This window comes from Campylobacter sp. MIT 97-5078, assembly GCF_006864455.1.
In the GTDB taxonomy this organism is placed as follows: domain Bacteria; phylum Campylobacterota; class Campylobacteria; order Campylobacterales; family Campylobacteraceae; genus Campylobacter_D.
In genome coordinates this window covers 108,028-127,115 of the sequence record NZ_QHLK01000003.1, presented here as the reverse complement: position 1 = coordinate 127,115, position 19,088 = coordinate 108,028, and the positions used below count along the sequence as shown (strand labels likewise).

At 34.5% G+C, this 19,088-nt stretch carries 12 protein-coding genes and 5 tRNA genes; 13 read left to right on the top strand and 4 right to left on the bottom strand.

Annotation, left to right across the window (positions count from 1 at the left end):
• Positions 1-30: 30 nt before the first annotated feature.
• The 3 genes from DMB91_RS02710 to DMB91_RS02700 all read right to left on the bottom strand — a co-directional run bounded on the left by DMB91_RS02710 (position 31) and on the right by DMB91_RS02700 (position 2,671).
• Complete coding sequence (locus DMB91_RS02710) at positions 31-1,452, bottom strand: catalase (protein ID WP_034905916.1); 1,422 nt, start codon at positions 1,450-1,452, stop codon at positions 31-33.
• A gap of 283 nt (positions 1,453-1,735) precedes the next feature.
• Positions 1,736-2,227, bottom strand: a complete 492-nt coding sequence (gene fldA, locus DMB91_RS02705; RefSeq protein ID WP_034905918.1) for a flavodoxin FldA — start codon at positions 2,225-2,227, stop codon at positions 1,736-1,738.
• Positions 2,228-2,350: 123 nt separating this feature from the next.
• Positions 2,351-2,671, bottom strand: coding sequence for a DUF2325 domain-containing protein (locus DMB91_RS02700; protein WP_034905921.1), 321 nt, complete (start codon positions 2,669-2,671; stop codon positions 2,351-2,353).
• A gap of 427 nt (positions 2,672-3,098) precedes the next feature.
• Between DMB91_RS02700 and DMB91_RS02695 the strand changes: the two genes are divergently transcribed.
• The 10 genes from DMB91_RS02695 (at position 3,099) to DMB91_RS09055 (ending at position 10,612) form a co-directional block, all read left to right on the top strand.
• Positions 3,099-3,176 (top strand) — tRNA-Pro (locus DMB91_RS02695).
• 11 nt (positions 3,177-3,187) lie between these two features.
• Positions 3,188-3,264 (top strand) — tRNA-His (locus DMB91_RS02690).
• A 3-nt stretch (positions 3,265-3,267) separates the two neighbouring features.
• Positions 3,268-3,344: transfer RNA gene (locus DMB91_RS02685), tRNA-Arg, on the top strand.
• A gap of 7 nt (positions 3,345-3,351) precedes the next feature.
• Positions 3,352-3,428: transfer RNA gene (locus tag DMB91_RS02680), tRNA-Arg, on the top strand.
• 59 nt (positions 3,429-3,487) lie between these two features.
• A tRNA-Leu gene (locus tag DMB91_RS02675) sits at positions 3,488-3,572 on the top strand.
• Between the two features lie 341 nt (positions 3,573-3,913).
• Positions 3,914-5,545: a multidrug ABC transporter permease/ATP-binding protein gene (locus DMB91_RS02670; protein ID WP_034905878.1), complete on the top strand. Its 1,632-nt coding sequence runs from the start codon at positions 3,914-3,916 to the stop codon at positions 5,543-5,545.
• 140 nt (positions 5,546-5,685) lie between these two features.
• Positions 5,686-7,494, top strand: a complete 1,809-nt coding sequence (gene typA, locus DMB91_RS02665; RefSeq protein ID WP_034905884.1) for a translational GTPase TypA — start codon at positions 5,686-5,688, stop codon at positions 7,492-7,494.
• 107 nt (positions 7,495-7,601) lie between these two features.
• Positions 7,602-8,168: a hypothetical protein gene (locus DMB91_RS02660; protein WP_143116796.1), complete on the top strand. Its 567-nt coding sequence runs from the start codon at positions 7,602-7,604 to the stop codon at positions 8,166-8,168.
• A gap of 220 nt (positions 8,169-8,388) precedes the next feature.
• Positions 8,389-10,092: a TonB-dependent receptor gene (locus tag DMB91_RS02655; RefSeq protein ID WP_260604870.1), complete on the top strand. Its 1,704-nt coding sequence runs from the start codon at positions 8,389-8,391 to the stop codon at positions 10,090-10,092.
• Positions 10,093-10,135: 43 nt separating this feature from the next.
• On the top strand, positions 10,136-10,612 hold the full coding sequence (locus tag DMB91_RS09055; protein WP_260604871.1) for a TonB-dependent receptor domain-containing protein: 477 nt from the start codon (positions 10,136-10,138) through the stop codon (positions 10,610-10,612).
• A 194-nt stretch (positions 10,613-10,806) separates the two neighbouring features.
• On the opposite strand, the gene DMB91_RS02650 is transcribed toward DMB91_RS09055, so the two are convergent.
• Positions 10,807-11,109 (bottom strand): c-type cytochrome, encoded by a 303-nt coding sequence (locus DMB91_RS02650; RefSeq protein ID WP_034905875.1) that lies wholly within the window; start codon positions 11,107-11,109, stop codon positions 10,807-10,809.
• A gap of 158 nt (positions 11,110-11,267) precedes the next feature.
• Between DMB91_RS02650 and DMB91_RS02645 the strand changes: the two genes are divergently transcribed.
• The 3 genes from DMB91_RS02645 to rpmI all read left to right on the top strand — a co-directional run bounded on the left by DMB91_RS02645 (position 11,268) and on the right by rpmI (position 19,082).
• Positions 11,268-16,604 carry an alpha-2-macroglobulin family protein gene (locus DMB91_RS02645; RefSeq protein WP_034905873.1) on the top strand — a complete coding sequence of 1,779 codons (5,337 nt, stop codon included), beginning with the start codon at positions 11,268-11,270 and terminating at the stop codon, positions 16,602-16,604.
• Positions 16,591-18,825: a penicillin-binding protein 1C gene (gene pbpC, locus DMB91_RS02640; protein WP_231549681.1), complete on the top strand. Its 2,235-nt coding sequence runs from the start codon at positions 16,591-16,593 to the stop codon at positions 18,823-18,825. The genes DMB91_RS02645 and pbpC overlap by 14 nt, the downstream gene beginning before the upstream one ends.
• A 65-nt stretch (positions 18,826-18,890) precedes the next feature.
• Positions 18,891-19,082, top strand: a complete 192-nt coding sequence (gene rpmI, locus DMB91_RS02635; protein ID WP_034905871.1) for a 50S ribosomal protein L35 — start codon at positions 18,891-18,893, stop codon at positions 19,080-19,082.
• The last annotated feature ends 6 nt before the right edge of the window (positions 19,083-19,088 follow it).

The window sequence follows — 19,088 nt, the reverse complement described above, 5'->3', positions numbered from 1 at the left end:
CGTAAAGCCAAAAAGACTTTACGCTTGAGATTAAGCAAGAGCTTTTTTCACTCCAGCAGCATACTCAGGACTGATTTTTTCAAAATGTCCTAAAGCTCTTTGAATGATTGTCTTATCAACACCTTCCATAGAAGCAGCTATGTTATTAAAAAGTTGATTTTTTTGATCAGCGTTCATAAGATCAAACAAAGCCCTTGGTTGAGTGTAAAAATCCTCATCAAGTGGGGCGTATCTTTGCACATTGCCATTAAGCTCAAGATCAGGCTCAAGGTAAGATTTATTTTCTTTTGGGCTGTAATCATAGCTATTTGGTTCATAATACGCTGCTTTGTTTTTATAAGTATCACTATTCATCGCACCAGCAACATTATAGGTATTAACTTCGCTTTTTGCAGCATTTACCGGTAAAAGATGATAATTCGTGCCTATGCGGTAGCGTTGTGCGTCTGGATAGCTAAAAATCCTACCTTGAAGCATTTTATCGGGACTAAAACTAATGCCCGGAACTATATTTGACGGAGAAAATGCAGCTTGCTCAACTTCATTGAAGTAATTATCCACATTGCGGTTAAGCACCATTTCACCCACATCGATAAGTGGCACATCTTTATGAGACCATACTTTAGTAAGATCAAAAGGATTAAAGCCGAGCTTTTCAGCATCTTTCTCACTTAAAATTTGAATTTTAAAGCTCCATTTTGGAAAATCGCCTTTTCCTATACTTTCAACCAAATCCCTTTGATGACTTTCTCTATCCTTGGCGATAAGTGCTTCTGCTTCAGCATTCGTAAGGTTTTTTATCCCTTGTTTGGTTTTAAAATGAAATTTCACCCAAAATCGTTCGCCTTTATCATTAATAAGGCTATAAGTATGACTTCCAAAACCATGCATATGGCGATAACTTGCTGGAATTCCTCTATCACTCATCAAAATCGTAACTTGATGAAGACTTTCAGGACTTAAGCTCCAAAAATCCCAAGCCGCATTTGCACTTCTTAAATGTGTGCGTGGATCTCTTTTTTGTGTGTGGATAAAATCTGGGAATTTGTATGGATCGCGTATAAAAAAGGTTGGGGTATTGTTGCCTACTAGATCCCAATTTCCCTCTTTTGTGTAAAATTTGATCGCAAATCCTCTTACATCCCTTTCAGCATCAGCAGCTCCAGCTTCGCCAGCAACGGTTGAAAAGCGGATAATAAGAGGGGTTTTTTCACCTTTTTGAAGCACTTTTGCTTTAGTATATCGTGAAATATCTTCTGTGATAACAAGCTCGCCATAAGCTGCACTTCCTTTGGCATGAACTGTTCTTTCTGGAATTCTTTCTCTATTTTGATGAGCAAGTTTTTCAAGCAAAATGTAATCTTGCAACAAAAGCGGTCCTTTTGCACCGGCACTAAGTGAATTTTGATTATCAGCAATGATATTGCCGAAGTCATTTGTAAGTTTTTTCATTTAATTTCTCCTAAATAATAAATTTTATTGATTGATAAATTATATCTATAATAACTAAAAATAATCTTAAATAATAAAATTTATTATTTAAGATTTAATGAATATTTGAAAGCAAAATATCTTGCCTTAGCTTTTTGTAAGAATTTAAATAACAAATTCAATGTTTTACTAAAAAAGCATTGTCATAAGGAGAAAAACAAGGAAGAAATCTAATAAATATTAGTGAATAAAGACTATAAATCAAGCATTTGAAAAAAGCCCGCAAAAACACAGGCTTTTAAGATTAAGCAAATTGAGCTTTGATCTGAGCTGTCCAAGCATCGACTCTACTTTCGGTTTGATCTTCGTGATTGTCATTGTCTAGTGCAAGCCCTACAAATTTATCGCCTTCAACAGCCTCACTTGATTCAAAACTATAGCCATCAGTTGAAACCGCACCGACTAAACTTGCACCAGCTTCTTTAAGTTTTTGAGCAAGTTTTCCCATAGCACTGCAGTAAGTATCTGAATAACTTTCGCTATCCCCCATTCCAAAAACAGCAACTGTTTTGCCACTTAATTTTAAGCCGGAAAAATCAAAAGCATCCCAGTCATCTTGAAGATCGCCACTTCCCCAAGTTGAAGTTCCGCAAATAAGTTTATCGTAAGAATTAAGCTTATCAGCATCAACATCTGCTATGTTTAAAACATCGCTGATTCCTAGTTTTTCAGCTATAAGATTAGCTACACCTTCTGTATTTCCCATAGCACTTCCATAAACTACGGCTACTGACATAAGTTCTCCTTTTTATATTAGTAAAATTTTCCAAGCAATTCTAGCATAATTTTATATATTTTATGCAATAAATTTATTTTTTATACAAACAAAGTGTTTCTTTACTACACTATCCTATCACACTTAAAATCCATCTTCATCACAACAAAAATCTTTGTTAAGATTAAAAATCTTGCAATATTCAGAATACACGCAACTTACGCTTCTTTTAGCACAAACTAAAGGGATTTTTCGTTTTTTTGCTTCACCTTTGATTTTTTTCATTGTATTATGATTTAAAAAACTTGTAAGCATCACAACACAACGAGTATCTTGAGGAATGGGTTTGCGATTAACTCTATTTTCATTACGAGCGTCCCAATGCTCAACTTTTTTCGCACCCAAATCATAAAGCACTGCCTTTATAGGCGTAATCTCATCTGCTCCTATCACTAAAACTGACATTTTTGCTCCTTGTATCCTTGTAATTATCAAAATATAATTTAATAATTATTATTATAAACTAATGAAGCTAAATTTACTTTGAAATTTATTATAAAATTTTAAATTTGATATTTTCACACAGCTAAAGTAAACTATAAAGTAATATATCTCTTTTATAATTTTATTTTAATTATACATAACTAAAATCTTTAAATAGTAGAGTTTAGGGTTTGTGTGTTAGGTTTTTAGTCCTTCTTAAAAGAAGATATACCCAGCCTTTGAAATATTATGATATGTTTTTATTTGCTTTTTGAGTGATTATAGTCATTTTTTATTATGTGTGATTTAAATTTGTAGATAATTTTCAAATATTTTCGTTTGCAAAGTCTTTTCCCTATCTTGACTTTTAAGAAAAATTTGTATATACTTTTGCCTTTAATATTGTCATCGGGGTGTAGCGCAGTCTGGTTAGCGCACCTGGTTTGGGACCAGGGGGCCGAAAGTTCGAATCTTTTCACCCCGACCATTTTGCAAATGGTGAGTGTAGCTCAGTCGGTTAGAGCATCAGATTGTGGTCCTGAGGGTCGTGGGTTCGATTCCCATCACTCACCCCAGTCGCGCTCGTAGCTCAACTGGATAGAGCGACAGACTTCGGATCTGTAGGTTATGGGTTCGATTCCTATCGGGCGCACCATTTTTGAGCGCTCATAGCTCAGCTGGATAGAGCAACGGCCTTCTAAGCCGTAGGTCAGAGGTTCGAATCCTCTTGGGCGTACCACTTTTTAAAATTTTTGATTAAATTTGCACAAGATTTTGTTTGTTTAAATTTATGCTTTTGCGGATGTGGTGAAATTGGCAGACACGCCAGACTTAGGATCTGGTGCAGCAATGCGTGAAGGTTCAAGTCCTTTCATCCGCACCACCTTACTAAGCTTTTATCTCTTTTTAGCTTTAACAGGATTAACCATAAAAATTTATTAATATTAAAGTTTTAACTGGGCTAGCGGCAATAAAAATATAAAATCATTTTGATAGTTTATTTTAAGTATTGCTTTTTACAATTTTCTTTAAAGTTTCTGACTTCTTGATATAAAAAACACCTTTTAAATCTTTACAAATAAATATTTTTTTCAATCTACCCTTACAAAATAAATATAAAATTTCACTTTTTCCTCAAAACTAGTTTAATTTTAGCCTTATTTTTGTAAAATGGCATTTTATTCTTAAAAATTTTATTATCATTTTAAATTCAAGGATAAGTTTTTGCAACTCATTACTAGTATCTTAAAAGAGCATAAATTTAAAGTTTTTGCGTTCTTGTGTATTTCTATCGCCACGAGTTTACTTGGTGTTGGTATCTTAGCCTTTATCAACGAATATTTGCTTAAGCAAGCTGGAAATTTTATCTTTATTATTGATTTTGCTTTGCTTTTGCTGATCTTTTTTGCAAGTTCTGTTTTTGTTGAGCTTAGTCTTGCTCACTTTGGACAAAAATTTATTTATGCAACACAAAAAAAAGTCGTCAAACAAATCATCGATACTTCAGTGCTAAAAATCGATCAGATCGGCAAAGCAAAGCTTTTAGCTTCTTTAGGAAATGATGTTCGCACTATTTCTTTTGGCCTACTTCGTTTTCCAGACTTCATCCAATCAAGCATTTTGATTATTGCAAGCAGTTTTTATCTTTTTTCGCTTTCAGCAAAGATTTTTTTGCTCTGCTTTGTGTGGATTTTTGGTGTTTTTTTTATCAATCACTTTTTTATGCGAAAGACTTATTATTATTTTAGAAAAGCAAGAGATAATGATGATGCCTTGCAAAATAATTACCAAAATATTATCGATGGACGCAAAGAACTCACGCTAAACACTTTCAGGGCAAAGCTTTACTATGAAAGCGAATTTGATATCAATGCTAAAGATAAACGTTGTAACAACACCCTAAGTTCTGCCATGCAAAGCCTATCGAGTAATTTTACAAGTGTGGGCTTACTTGCACTTGTGGGCTTTGAGTTTTATTGCTCCTTGCATTTTGCTTGGACTAGTCTTGAAAATGCCACGACTATAGCTATAGCCATACTTTTTTTACGCACACCTTTAATGGCTATGATAGGAGCTTTTCCTACGCTTTTAATGGCAAAAGTTGCTCTTGAAAAAATTCAAAAACTTGATCTAAGCGAATATAAACAAGACTTTAAAACCCTGCCTAATTCAAGCTCTTGGCAAAAGATAGAATTTAAAAACGTGGCTTTTTCTTATGATGAAAAATTTCTTTTAAAACCTACGAATCTTGAAATTCATAAAGGAGAACTCATCTTTTTAATCGGCAAAAATGGCAGTGGCAAATCCACCTTTTCCCTCCTTTTAGCCGGACTTGCTAAGCCAAAAAGTGGGGCAATTTATCTTGATGAAAAGCGTATTGATGATGAAAATATCACTGAATATAGACGTTTAATCACAGCTATTTTTAGCGATTTTCATCTTTTCACCCAAACAATAAAAGACGATGAGCTAGCAAATGCTGATGACATAGAGCATTGGCTTGAGGTGCTTGAGCTTAAAGATAAGACAAAAGTGGAGCAAGGACAGATTAAGCTTACTAAGCTTTCTACTGGGCAAAGAAAGCGTCTAGCTATGCTTATTGCTTTACTTGAGGCAAGAGATATTTTAATCCTTGATGAATTTGCAGCCGATCAAGATCCGCTTTTTAGACGCTTTTTTTATCAAAAACTTCTACCTTTGCTTCAAAAAGAAGGCAAAACTATCATCGCCATCAGCCATGATGATAAGTATTTTGATGTAGCCGATCGTATTTTACTTGCACAAAATGGTAGTATAAGCGAGCTAAGAGGAGAAGATATAAAAGAAATCGCTAAAAATGCTGTGGAGCATTTTTAGTTCTTAAAGCCTGCAAAATATGATAAATTCAAGACTTGGGGCGGATTTAAAGGCAAAATAAACTTATAGATTTTAGATATTATATAATTTAAGCAAAGTTTAGCTATAATCACGCTTTTAAAAAACTCTTGGAGAAAAACTTGGAAAATATAAGAAATATAGCCGTCATAGCCCATGTTGATCATGGTAAAACAACTATGGTTGATGAGCTTTTAAAACAAAGTGGCACCTTTAGTGGAAGAGAGCAAATCGCTGAAAGGGTAATGGATAGTAACGATATAGAAAAAGAAAGAGGCATTACCATACTTTCAAAAAATACAGCCATAAATTATAAAGGCACAAAGATCAATATCATAGACACTCCCGGACATGCTGATTTTGGAGGCGAGGTTGAGCGGGTTTTAAAGATGATTGATGGGGTGCTTTTGCTTGTTGATGCCCAAGAAGGCGTAATGCCTCAAACTAAATTTGTGGTTAAAAAAGCCTTGCAGCTTGGACTTAAGCCCATAGTTGTGATCAACAAGATCGATAAACCTGCAGCTGATCCAGAACGTGTAATCAATGAAATTTTTGATCTTTTCGTAGCCTTAGAAGCAAATGATGAGCAACTTGACTTTGCTATAGTGTATGCAGCAGCAAAAAATGGCTATGCCAAACTTGATATGAATGATGAAAGTAAGGATATGACTCCTCTTTTTGAAACTATCTTACAAAGAGTGCCAGCCCCAAGTGGCAATGCAAACAATGCTTTGCAACTTCAAGTTTTTACCCTAGGTTATGATAATTTCGTGGGTAAAATAGGCATAGCAAGAATTTTTAATGGCAAGGTGCGTAAAAATGAAAGTGTTATGCTTGCAAAAGCTGATGGCACTAAGGTGCAAGGACGAATTAGCAAGCTCATAGGCTTTATGGGCTTAGAAAAGATGGATATAGAAGAAGCTTTAAGTGGTGATATAGTCGCCATTGCTGGCTTTGAAGCCTTAGATGTTGGCGATAGCGTGGTTGATCCAAACAATCCTCAGCCCCTTGATCCACTTCACATAGAAGAGCCAACTTTAAGCATAGTTTTTAGTGTAAATGACGGACCTCTTTCTGGCACAGAAGGCAAAAGCGTAACTTCAAATAAAATCGCAGAACGCTTAGAAGCTGAGATGAAAACCAATATAGCCATGCGTTATGAAAGTAGTGGCGAGGGCAAATTTAAGGTAAGTGGAAGAGGCGAGCTACAAATCACTATCTTAGCTGAAAATATGCGTAGAGAAGGCTTTGAGTTTTGCATGGGACGTCCTGAGGTTATAGTGAAAAATGAAAATGGGGTAAGAACTGAACCTTTTGAGCATTTAGTCATCGATGTGCCTGATGAATTTAGCGGAGTATGTATAGAAAAGCTTGGTAAGAGAAAGGCTGAGATGAAAACTATGAGTCCAACAGGGGACGGACAAACTAGGCTTGAGTTTGAAATTCCAGCAAGAGGGCTCATTGGCTTTAGAAGCCAGTTTTTAACCGATACTAAGGGCGAGGGCGTGATGAATCATAGCTTTTTAGAGTTTCGCCCCTTCTCAGGAGCAGTTGAAAAACGCAATAATGGTGCTTTGATTTCTATGGAAAATGGAATAGCACTAGGATACTCTCTTTTTAATCTCCAAGATAGAGGCGTGCTTTTTATAGAGCCTCAAACTAAGGTGTATGTAGGCATGATCATAGGCGAGCATTCGCGTCCAAATGATCTTGATGTAAATCCTATAAAGGGTAAAAACCTAACCAATGTAAGAGCCAGTGGAAGCGATGATGCCATAAAACTTGTGCCACCAAGAAAACTTAGCCTTGAAAGAGCACTAGAGTGGATAGAAGAAGATGAGCTTGTAGAAGTTACCCCTCAAAACATACGCGTTCGCAAAAGATACCTTGATCCAACCCAAAGAAAAAGAATGGAAAAGAATAAAAACTAATGCTTTTTGATGAGTCAAATAACCCTATCGATAAAAGGCGAAAAGCTTATGTATTGAGACTAAATTTATTGCGTTTTTTTGCCTTTTTTCAAGGCTTTATTATCTTTATGGTTTTAATTAAAGTTTCACAGGATTTTGTGCTTGCTTTTGCTGGTGGGGTTTTGTTTGGCTATGGAGTTTATCGCTTATTTATTAGCAAAATTTTTGCTCAAAAAAAGCTTATCGATGAAAAAATAGAACTTGAAAAGCTCATACTTGAGGAATTTTTAAAAGAAAATGAAGCAAATTTTACAAATGAAGGCATAAAAGAAAAGGAATTTAAAAGCCTTTTTAATTTCAAGCTAAGCGAATTTAAATCCGCAAATGCTTTTGAATTTAAAAAGTTCAAGCTTTATGATGTGCTATTTAAAGATGAGAAAAACCGCTTTTTTGTAGGTGTTTTGTTTATAAGTCAAATACCCTTACAAAATGATAAAATGCTAAGTCAAGATGAATTTTATTCTTTAAAAACTCCAAAGAAATTTAGCACTGCAGTTAAATTTATACAAGGCAAAGCCTGCCTTATAAAAACAAGGATAAATCCTTTTTTCATTCACTTACACCTCAGTTTAGAGCAAAACAAAAATGCTTTAATGCAAAATTTAGCTCAACTTGAAAAGCTTATAAATACTTAACAATATCTCAATTTTCTCAATTTTAGTTTTCTTTAGATTATCTTACTCCTTACAATGATAAATTTTTAAGGTTTTTTATTTCCTATAATTTTAAGATATTGTATTAAAGCAAGGTTATCATTTATAAAATATTATAAATGATAATAACTATTTATTTAATTTAAATTTAATCCTTTTTATATTATACTCAAACTTTTATTTTACAAAGAAAGGACTTAAAATGAAAAAATACTTATTTTCATTTGCTTGCGTTATAGCTTACCCTAGCGTTGCTTTGGCTGATGAGACACTGCATAGACTTGATGCAAGCGTGATTTCTGGATCAAGTGTGATTTCAAAGCTTGACGAACTGAACCGCAATGTCTATACTATAGACAAAAATAGCCTCTCAAATAAAGCATATAAAGATACTGAAAGTGCTTTTCGATATATGCCTTTTATCAATCTTTCTAACACTGGTTTAGGTTCAAATTTAGATTTAAGAGGGCAAGGTAATAAGGCAAATACCAGTGTTCAAGTGCTGATTAATGGAGTGTATGCAAATATGCTTGATTCTTCACATGGGGTAACGCCTTTAGACACGCTTGCACCAAGCTCTATTGAAGAGATTGAACTTCTACCTGGTGGTGGGGCGGTGCGTTATGGTAATGGCACAAGAGGAGGAGTGGTTAATATCATCACAAGAAGACGTTTTGATGATCCATTTTTAAGTGCTGGACTTAATTTCTCGCACAATAGTGCTACTTTTGGTAATAATTACAACGCCGATGTAAGGTATGGGGATAAATTTGACAATACACATGTAAATGTCGGTGCGGCTTTGATCAATAAAAGAGGACCTCGATCTTATGATAAAACAAGTGGCGGACAAGGAAATTTTGGCATTTTATATGATATCAATCCGGGTGAGAGCATTATCCTTGATGCTGATTTTTTCAAAGGTAGCATTCACACAAGCCCGAATAATTCTTTTTTAGACAACGCAAATCCTAGCAAAGATGATAGACAAAGACGAGGCAATGGCAGGCTTCACAACGAGCAAACCCGCTTTACAACAGGCTTAGACTATGAAAACGAATACAGCAAAGAGCTGAAATTTGATGCTAAGATTTTTTATCATTATAATAGGATAAATTATAAGAATTCTGTAACGAGGCTGAGTCAATACAACCAATATGGTATGAACTTTGCTAATACAGCAGCTGATCAAAGTGGATCTTTTTTTGATGATCAAAAGATAGGTTTTCATACAAATTTACAATACGATCACGGCACAGGCAAGTTTTTAGCTGGTTTTGAATCCTTATATCAAATGTCAAAAAGAACGATGAATCAACGCATATTAGGTAGTGCGACAAATAGATTGCCTATTATTGGAACTTCCAATGGAACTTTTGCTCAATATAATGGGATTTTAACATACGATCATAAATTTAATATTCCTTTTGAGGGTAATAAATGGACAAATGCTTTATATATGATCGAAAAATACGATTTTACAGATGAATTTTCACTTACTGGGGGAGGGCGTTACGAATTTGCTCATTATAATATAAATGTAAATTATGGCACAAATGGTGGCTTATATGCTACAAATGGCACAGCTTTGTGGATGCAGATTCCAAGTGGTCAAGGCGGCGGCAACACCCAACTCCCAAGCACAGCTTTAATCAGTTCAGGCAATGGGACAAATGGCTCTCTTACAGATAATCTTCATAATTTCGCTTTTGAACTTACCCCAAGTTATAAATACTCAGACACAGGCACAATGTATGCAAAATACGAAAGAGGATATTTCTCTTTATCTCCAAATTCTATGCTTAGACGCAATGGTAGAGTTTATCAAACAACCGATCTTAAAAGAGAAACTTACGATACTTTTGAACTTGGCTTAAAGGATTTTTTCTTTGATATGATTACTTAGTGGCTCGGTATTTTATACCCAAACTCGCAATGAATTTTACACCATAGGCAATGCTCACTCGCCAACAGGCGTAGAGTATGGCAACTATGATAAAACAAGACGCTATGGTTTTGAAGTCGCAAGTGAGCAGTTCTTGGGAATATTAAGCCTTAATGAAAGTTTTAGCTATGTTGATGCAAAAATCAAAGGTGGCTCAAAAATCCCAAATGTATATACTTATAAAGCCACTTTAGAAGCAAGTGTAGAAGTAGTGCAAGATACGAGCATATGGGTGCAAAATGCCTTTTTTGGCAAACAAAAAGTAGTTGGACAAAATAAAAGCTTGAAAGCATATAGCTTAAGCGACATAGGCATAAGCACGAAAGTAGGGCAAGTCAGTCTTAGTGCTGGTGTGAGAAATGTCTTTGATACTTTTTACTATGATTACTATAACGCAGATAAAACTGCCGCGATCGCTGGATATGGCTATTTAGTAGGACAAGGAAGAACCTTCTTTATTGAAGGAAGATATAACTTTTAACTTTGATTTAAAAAGCTTACAAATATACTCACGATAACTCTCCTCCTTCACTTTTTATCGTGAGTGAAAAGCATGCTTTTAAAGCTACAATACAAGAAAAATTTAAAAGATGTTAAAATAAAATTTCAAGAAAAAAGTTTCATAAGAAAAAATAGCAAGAAAGCAAGGGAAAACTCCTTGCTTGAAAAAAGGGCTTATTTAAGGGTTTCAATATATGCTTCAATCGCCTTAAAATCAGCTTCAGTTAAGCCTTTAAGGTTGAGCTTCATAATCGCACCTTGTCCATAAGCATTTCTCTTGCCTTCAGAATATTCTTTCATATACTGAAGTCTCTCAGCTGTTGCGATAGAGCTTAAAGCCGGAACTTTGTTAAGATACACTTTTTCAGCCTTTGCTCCATGACAAACCGCACATTTTTTATAAAGTGTCGCTCCATCAGCAGCGTAAACTGAAATTCCTACACAGGCTAAAGCCGCAATTGCTAACACTTTTCTCATTTCTTCTCCTTTTGAAAAAAAATTAATCGATTTCATTATACATCATTTTTTGTTTAACTTTGTTAAATTTTTATCAAAATTTTAAAACATAATAAAAGACAAAATAATTTTTAAGCTTTTTTCTCTACAATTATGAAAAATTTTTCAAGGAAAAAACTATGCTTAAGAAGTTTATTTTACCATTTTTGCTGACATTTATATTCATAGCTTGTAAAGAAAATTCTTCTGAATTGATAAGAGCTCAAACAAGCGGTGTGGTAAAAGCTTATGATCGTATTTTTGTAAGCTTTGTTAATACAAATTTAGATCAAGAAGTTTTAAGGCAAAACAGCATTGATGCAAAAATCAATGGCAAAGAAAGTAAGATTGATATCAAATTTGACTCAAGTCAAACGCTTATTTTATACCCAAATCTCGAACCAAATAAAAATTATAAGATTGAATTTAATATAGCAAATATCCCTGTAAAACTTGAATTTAAGACGGATTATATGAATTTAAATCTTGAAAATTCGCAATTCATTAGCAAGAACGAAGATAAAAGCTCGCTTTTTATAGAGTTAAAAAGCTCATTTGAAGACTTAAATCAAAGTATTTTAGCCCAAAGTATCAGTCTTACTCAAGATGGAAAAAAGATCGATTTTTTCTTGCAAGATGTCAATCAAGGACTTATAAGCTTGCAAAGTGAAGCTTTTGAGTTAAGTGATAAAGCTTTGAAATTCACACTTCACATAAAAGCCGATAAACTTGGTTTAAAAGAAGATATGAATCTTCATTTTAACAGCCCATCAAAAAACAAATTTGCATTCATCAATAGTAAAAATAGTAACGATGAAATCGAACTTGACTTTTCTCAAGCTCTAGATGAAAAACAAAATTTTAATAATCTTATCAGCATAGAGCCAAAGATCGATTTTAAAGCCTTTGCTATAGGTAATAAACTTAAAATAAATGCTGCATTTTTACCACAAAATAATTATAAAATCACACTTTCTTCAAATCTTAGCTCAAATAAAAACACAAAACTTGAAGAAAGCACAAGTCTAAATATCTCTTTTGGTTACCTAGCCCCTTCGATTAGCTTTTCAAGCGATGGGATTTTTTTACCAAGCCTTGCTGATAAAAAGATCGCCTTTAAAAGCCTAAATATCAATAAAGCAAGGCTCAAAGTGTATCAAATTTATGCTAATACCTTGCACGAATACTTAAGATACAAAAACTTTACTAGCAAAAAAGGCTTAAGCCCTGACTCAAGCGATATAGAAAATGATACCACTTATACAAGTGATTTGGTGCTTGAAAAAGAATTTAAACTTGACGCACAGCCAAATACTTGGATGCAAAATGAAATCAAGCTTGACGCTCTTAAAAATCTAAAAGGAGCTTTTATCGTTGAATTGAGTTTTAAAGAAGAAGATCTTATGTTTCCAAGTTTTTTTAAAGATGAAGGTTATGAGGATTGGGAGAAAGATCGCTTTTTTCACCAAAGAGCTATAGTGAGTAAAAATCTTGTTTTTTCTGATCTTGGTATTATGGCTGAGGCGATTAATGATCAAATTTTTGTGCGTGTAAATAACTACACGAATTTAAACGCTTTAAATGGCGTAAAAATAGAAGCTATCAACCGCAAAAATCAAGTCATCGCAAGTGCTATAAGCGATGTGCAAGGACAAGCCGTGCTTGATGCAAAAGAACAAGACGTGCTTTTTATCATCGCAAGCAAGGGCGAGGAAGCTGGTATTTTAAGACTATCAAATCCACTTTCAACTGACGGCTTTGATGTTAGTGGCGTGCAAGAAGCAGGTTTGATAGAAGCTTTTATCTACACAGATAGGGGCGTGTATAGACCCGGCGATAGTGTGCATTTAAACATCGTCGCAAGAAATAAAAGAGCGATGATAAACCACCCAATCACTTTAAAAAGCTTTAAAGATCCACAATCAAGCACTTTACTGAGCAATATCACGCTAAGTCCAAGCTCAAATGGTATGTTTTATCAAGAACTTAAGCTTGCAAAAGATGCAGCTACTGGGATTTATGAGCTTAAATTTGATATTGCTTCACAAACTTTTTCACATAAAATATTAGTGCAAACCTTAGCTCCAAACCGCATAGCCGTGCAGCTTAACAATGAAGAAAGCCTTGATATAAACAAAAACTCAAAACTTAAGTATGACATAGAAGCAAAATATCTCTTTGGTGCTCCTGCAGCTAATCTTAAAACAAAAACGCTTTTAAGAATCATCAAAGATAATTACAAAAATCCAAAATTTACAAATTATATTTTTCAAAATCCTAGCCTTTATATCAACGAGTATTCAAGAGACGATGATGGCGTGCTTGATGAAAATGGAAAACTTAGTTCAAGCATTACACTTGATGAGACTATACTTAACACACAAGGAACAAATTTCAAAGCCTTGCTTACAAGCGAAGTCTTTGAAGCAGGCGGTAGAAGCACAAAAGCCCTTTCTACAATGAAGCTTGAAAAATATAAATACTTCATCGGCATTAAAGAGCTAGAAGACTACTATATTAACAGCGGTGATAAGATCAGCTTTAGTGTCATTGCAAGTGATTTAAACTTTAACACACTCAAGGGTAAAAAAATCACTTATAAAATTTATAAAAATAGCTCTTCATGGTGGTTTGACTATGATAATTACAGCGAATTTTTACGCTCTATCAAAAAAGACAAAAACACCCAAATCATCGCACAAGGTGAGATTATAAGCTCTGATAAACCGATAAGTTTTAGCTTTGATAGCAAGGATTATTATGGCGAAATGTTTGTTGAATTAGTTGATAATGAAAGCGGTGTAAGCACCGGTGAGCGTTTTTATGTGAGTTCTTGGGGAAGTGTAAATAATGCTGATATAGTCTCAAGCCTTAAAATAAAAAGCGATAAGGATAAATATCAAGTTGGCGAAAAAGCTATAATCGAATTTGAAAGCACAAAAAATTCAAAAGCTTTTGTTACGGTAAGTAACAACAAAGGTATCATCAAGCAATTTGTTTTAGAACCTCAAGGTGCAAGCACGAAATTTGAACTTGAACTGGGTAAAGAATATACACCAAATGTCTATGTAAGCGTTTCTTTATTGCAAGATTACAATTCATGGCAAAATGACAGAGCCTTGAGGCTTTTTGGGGTTGTGCCTGTGCTTGTAGAAGATAAAGCTACTAAGCTTGAGCTTGATTTAAAAGCACCTGATAAAATTCTACCGCAGAGCGAATTTGAGCTTGAAATCCAAAGCAAAGACAAAAAAGCTTTCACTTATACTTTGGCTATAGTTGATGAGGGGCTTTTAAGCTTGAGTGATTTTGAAACACCAGATATTTGGGGATATTTTTATGCAAAAACCGGCTTTAAACTCAAAGTCTTTGATACTTACGAACAAATCATTGCCAAAACACTTGGCAAGGTTTCAAAGGTGCTAAGCACTGGAGGAGACCTAGAAGCTAGCTTTAACAAAGCAAAAAGAGCAAACAAAAACAAGGCTGATGAGCAAGCAGAAAGGTTTAAAGCTGTGGTGCTGTATCAAGCTCCTATACAAAGCGATGAAAAAGGCTATGCAAAGCTAAAATTCCAAATGCCTGCATATATGGGTGCGGTACGTGTAATGCTTGTAGCAAGCAATGGTGAGGCTTTTGGTAGCGTGGAAAAAGACATTATTGTCAGTGCGCCTGTAAGCGTGCTTGAAACCTTTCCAAGAAGCTTAAGGATAAATGATAAATTCGAGTTTTTAGCTCAAGTATTTAAAAACGAAGAAAACGTTACAAACGCAAGCTTGAGCCTTAAAAGCAAAAATAAACTTCTTAGCCTTGATAAAGAAGAAGTGCAAATTGCATTTAATGGCGATGAAAAGGTTAAAAATATCATTTTTAATATCGCGGTAAATGGTGATAAATTAGGACTTGAAGAGCTTGAACTTGAACTTAAAAGCAAGGATTATCATTTCAAAAATACAACACAAGTTGATGTTAAAGCTATCAACACTTACACTTACGAGGGTGAAAATTTCATCATCAAGCCAAATGAAAAAAAAGAATTTTATATTGATCAAAGCTACATTAAAGGAAGCACGCAAGCTGTTTTAGATTTGAGTTCAACACCGATTTTAAATTTAAATCACCGCTTAAAATACCTCATCGCTTATCCTTACGGATGTATTGAACAAACTACTTCAGCGGTTTTACCTCAGCTTTATTTAAATGAGCTTGGTGTAAAGATCAACAAAGAAAAGGTGATTAACAATATCAACGCTGCTCTTGCTCGCTACACACGTTTTCAAACAGCTAATGGTGGTTTTGCATATTGGCAAGGTGGTAAAGAATCAAATGCTTGGGGGAGCAATTACGCAGGCTTATTTATGATCTTAGCCAAAAACAATGGTTTTTATGTCAGCAATAGCGTGTATAATGCATGGCTTGAATACCAAAAAGACTATGTAGAAAATAATCTTTACAACACAAATAGTGCCATACTTGTGAATTCTTTATATCTTTTAGCCTTGGCACAAGAGCCAAATATCGCTGCGATGAATGCCGTGTATGAGTACAAAGATAGGTTAAATAACACTGCTCTTTGGCAACTTGGTGCAGCTTATAAACTCGCTGGACTTGAAGATATAGCTTTAAAACTTGTGGCAAATGCTTCTTTTATGCCAAATTCAAGCGAGGATTTTTACCGACAAAGTTATGGCTCTGATCTAAGAGATAAGGCTATTATCCTTGCTTCTTATATAGAAATTTATAACAAGATCAATGAGCCTTTATTTAAAGAACTTAGTGAAATTTTAGGCACAAATACTTATCTAAACACCCAAAATGCAGGCTATATGCTCTATGCCTTAGCCAAAGGAGCGAATTTAAATAAAAAAGATGATGAAACAGGAAAACTTCAAGGCACACTCGAGCTTTTAAACAACACTCAAAATAAAAGCTTACAGCTCGATGAAAGCAAACAAAGCCTTGAGTTTAGCGAGGGTAAAGCTGTGCTAAATGCTAAAAATACCATATATGGACATTTTGGCGTTGAGGGCATTAAGCTTGAGCTTAGTAAGCCTTTTGCAAATAAGATCAATATCTCAAGAAGTTTTTATAACGAAAAAGGCGAACCTATCGATGAAAGCAAGCTTCAAAGCTCACAAAACTTTTATATGAGACTTGATGTGAGCCTAAACAACGCTGCTTCGGTGCAAAATTTAGCTCTTACCCAAGTGCTTCCTAGTGGCTGGGAAGTGGCAAATACGCTTTTAGATACAAGCATACCACGATTTGCCAAAAACTCAAAACTTGATTTTATCGATATAAGAGATGATAAAATTATGTGGTTTTTTGATCTATTTAACGGTGAAACAAAAAGCTTTTTCATCAAGCTCACTGCAGTAACACCGGGCGAATTTACTTTAAGTGGTGCATTTGCAGAAGCAATGTATGATAATACTTATCAAAGCTTAGGCGAAGGTAAAAAAGTCATTGTTTCACGTTAAATTGAGCCTTAAGCTTTTGCTTTTGGCTTTTTGTGCCATTTTCGTTTATGTGCTTTTTGTCTTTTTTAGCTTTGATGAAAAAGAACTTCAACAAGACTTTGAAGAAAGATATAGCAAGGTTTTATACGATAGAAATGATGCAATCTTAAGTGTATTTATCAACAAAGAAGAACAATGGCACTTAAAAGCTAACACCATACCAAAAAAGCTTGAAACGGCTGTTTTGCTGTATGAAGACAAGAATTTTTTTTCGCATTTTGGGGTGGATTTTCTTGCGATTTTAAGAGCTTTAAAAAACAACCTTTTAGGTGAGAAAAAAAGTGGTGCAAGCACTATTTCTATGCAGGTTATCAAACTTTTAGAGCAAAATGAACGCACTTTTTGGCATAAATTTAATGAAATGATAAAGGCTTTAAGCCTAGAACAAAGCCTCAATAAAGATGAAATTCTCAAGCTTTATCTTAATAACGCTCCTTATGGGGGCAATCTTGTTGGTTTTTATTCGGCGATTTTGTTTTATTTTGATAAGGACCCAGCTCATTTAACTTGGAGCGAAGCCGCACTTTTAGCTGTTTTACCAAATGCACCGGGTTTGATGAACCTTGAAAAAAACAAAAACAAGCTCCGCCTTAAAAGAGATGCTCTTTTACACAGGTTGTATGCAAAGCATTATTTTGATGAAAACACGCTCAAGCTTGCACTAAGTGAGCCTTTGCCAAGCTTTAAACCAAGAACTAATCTCGCCCCTCATTTAGCTTTAAAACTCCTTGATGATACAAATAAACAAATAAAATCAAGCATTGATAAACGCTTACAAATCAAATTTGAAACAAAGGCAAAAGAATTTAGCCTCAAACTCAAACAAAAAGGTATTAATAATCTTGCCATTATCCTTGCTGATACAAAAAGCTATGAAACGCTAGCTTATGTAGGTTCTCAGGATTTTTATGATGAATCTGCTTTAGGACAAGTCAATGGTGCAAGTGCTAAACGTAGTGTAGGCTCGACTTTGAAGCCTTTTTTATATGCTTTAAGCATAGATGAAGGGCTTATCGCACCAAGCTCTTTGGTGCTTGATGTGCCAACTTTTTTCTCAAGCTTTGCTCCGCAAAACGCAAACAAAAAGTATTATGGCTTAATCAGAGCTGATTTTGCCTTAAGCAAATCCTTGAATGTCCCTTTTGTTCAGCTTTTAAAAGAATACGGCTATGAAAAGTTTTTCTATCAACTCAAAAGTTTTTTAAATTTTAGCGATGAAGATTATAAAAAATACGGACTAAGCCTCATACTAGGCACTAAAGAACTTAGTCTTGAAGATATGATGAAGCTGTATTTGGCTTTAGCAAATTATGGCAAACTTAAAGAGCTTGCTTTTAGCCCAAACTCAAACAACACAAATGCAAGACAAATTTTTACTCAAGGCTCGGCTTATCTTACCTTACAAAGCCTTAAAAACTTAAAAAGAGTAGGCTTAGAAGAATATAACAAAAGCGAAAAAATCATCTCTTACAAAACAGGCACAAGCTATGGCAGGAAAGATGCTTGGGCTATGGCAGCTACGCCCAAATATACACTTGGCGTTTGGGTGGGAAATTTTAACGGACAAGCTAATGCCAATCTTTACGGCGTAAGCATAGCTGGAGATTTGCTTTTTGAACTTTTAGACGAGCTTGATGACTTAAGTTTAGAATTTACACCTCCAAGTGATCTTTTTAGCCTTAAAATCGACGCTTTAACAGGGTATCGTTACGATGAAAATTTAAAAACACAAGCTTCAAGCACACTTTTTCCAAGAGAAGCTAAGATTTTACGCACTTCTCCTTTCTTAAAAAGAGTTTTTGAGTATGAGGGCAAAGAATTACACTCTTTAGATGAAAATTTTAAATTTGCAAAAGAAAGGATCAAACTTGATCTGCCCTTAAACGCCCTTGCTTTTTTACATGATAATCAAGTCAAGCTCAAACAAGAAAAAAGTGTAAAAATTATTTACCCAAACTCGAATTTAAAACTTATCCGCACTAAAGATTTAAACCAAAAAAATTCTATCATTATCAAACTCGCAAATTTAAATGATGAAAAATTATTTTTGTATCTTGATCAAAAGCTTATTTTTGAAGGAAAAACAAAGAGTTTAAGCCTTGATTTTACTCAAGGTGAACACGAACTTTTTGTGATGAGTGCAAGCGGGCAAAGTGATAGCGTGAGCTTTGAAGTCGAGTAAATTCAGCGAAAAAAAAGCTTTTTTAAGTTATAATCCTGACCTTTATTTTATATCAAGGATATACAATGCCAAAAATGAAAAGCGTCAAAAGTGCAGTGAAACGCTTTAAAGTCGGCAAAAACAAGATCAAAAGAGGCTCTGCTTTTAGAAGCCATATTTTGACTAAAAAGCCAGCTAAAAGAATGCGTGATCTTCGCGGCGTAAAATATGTGCATGCAACCAATGTCAAAGCGGTTGAAAAAATGCTTGGAATTTAAGTTTTT

Bases quoted from the DNA above. Each gene is read 5' to 3' on its own strand.
- DMB91_RS02650 (WP_034905875.1), bottom strand. From the start codon at position 11,109: ATGAGAAAAGTGTTAGCAATTGCGGCTTTAGCCTGTGTAGGAATTTCA.
- DMB91_RS02660 (WP_143116796.1), top strand. From the start codon at position 7,602: ATGGTTTTAATTAAAGTTTCACAGGATTTTGTGCTTGCTTTTGCTGGT.
- DMB91_RS02700 (WP_034905921.1), bottom strand. From the start codon at position 2,671: ATGTCAGTTTTAGTGATAGGAGCAGATGAGATTACGCCTATAAAGGCA.
- DMB91_RS02710 (WP_034905916.1), bottom strand. From the start codon at position 1,452: ATGAAAAAACTTACAAATGACTTCGGCAATATCATTGCTGATAATCAA.
- DMB91_RS02655 (WP_260604870.1), top strand. From the start codon at position 8,389: ATGAAAAAATACTTATTTTCATTTGCTTGCGTTATAGCTTACCCTAGC.
- DMB91_RS02645 (WP_034905873.1), top strand. From the start codon at position 11,268: ATGCTTAAGAAGTTTATTTTACCATTTTTGCTGACATTTATATTCATA.
- fldA (WP_034905918.1), bottom strand. From the start codon at position 2,227: ATGTCAGTAGCCGTAGTTTATGGAAGTGCTATGGGAAATACAGAAGGT.
- rpmI (WP_034905871.1), top strand. From the start codon at position 18,891: ATGCCAAAAATGAAAAGCGTCAAAAGTGCAGTGAAACGCTTTAAAGTC.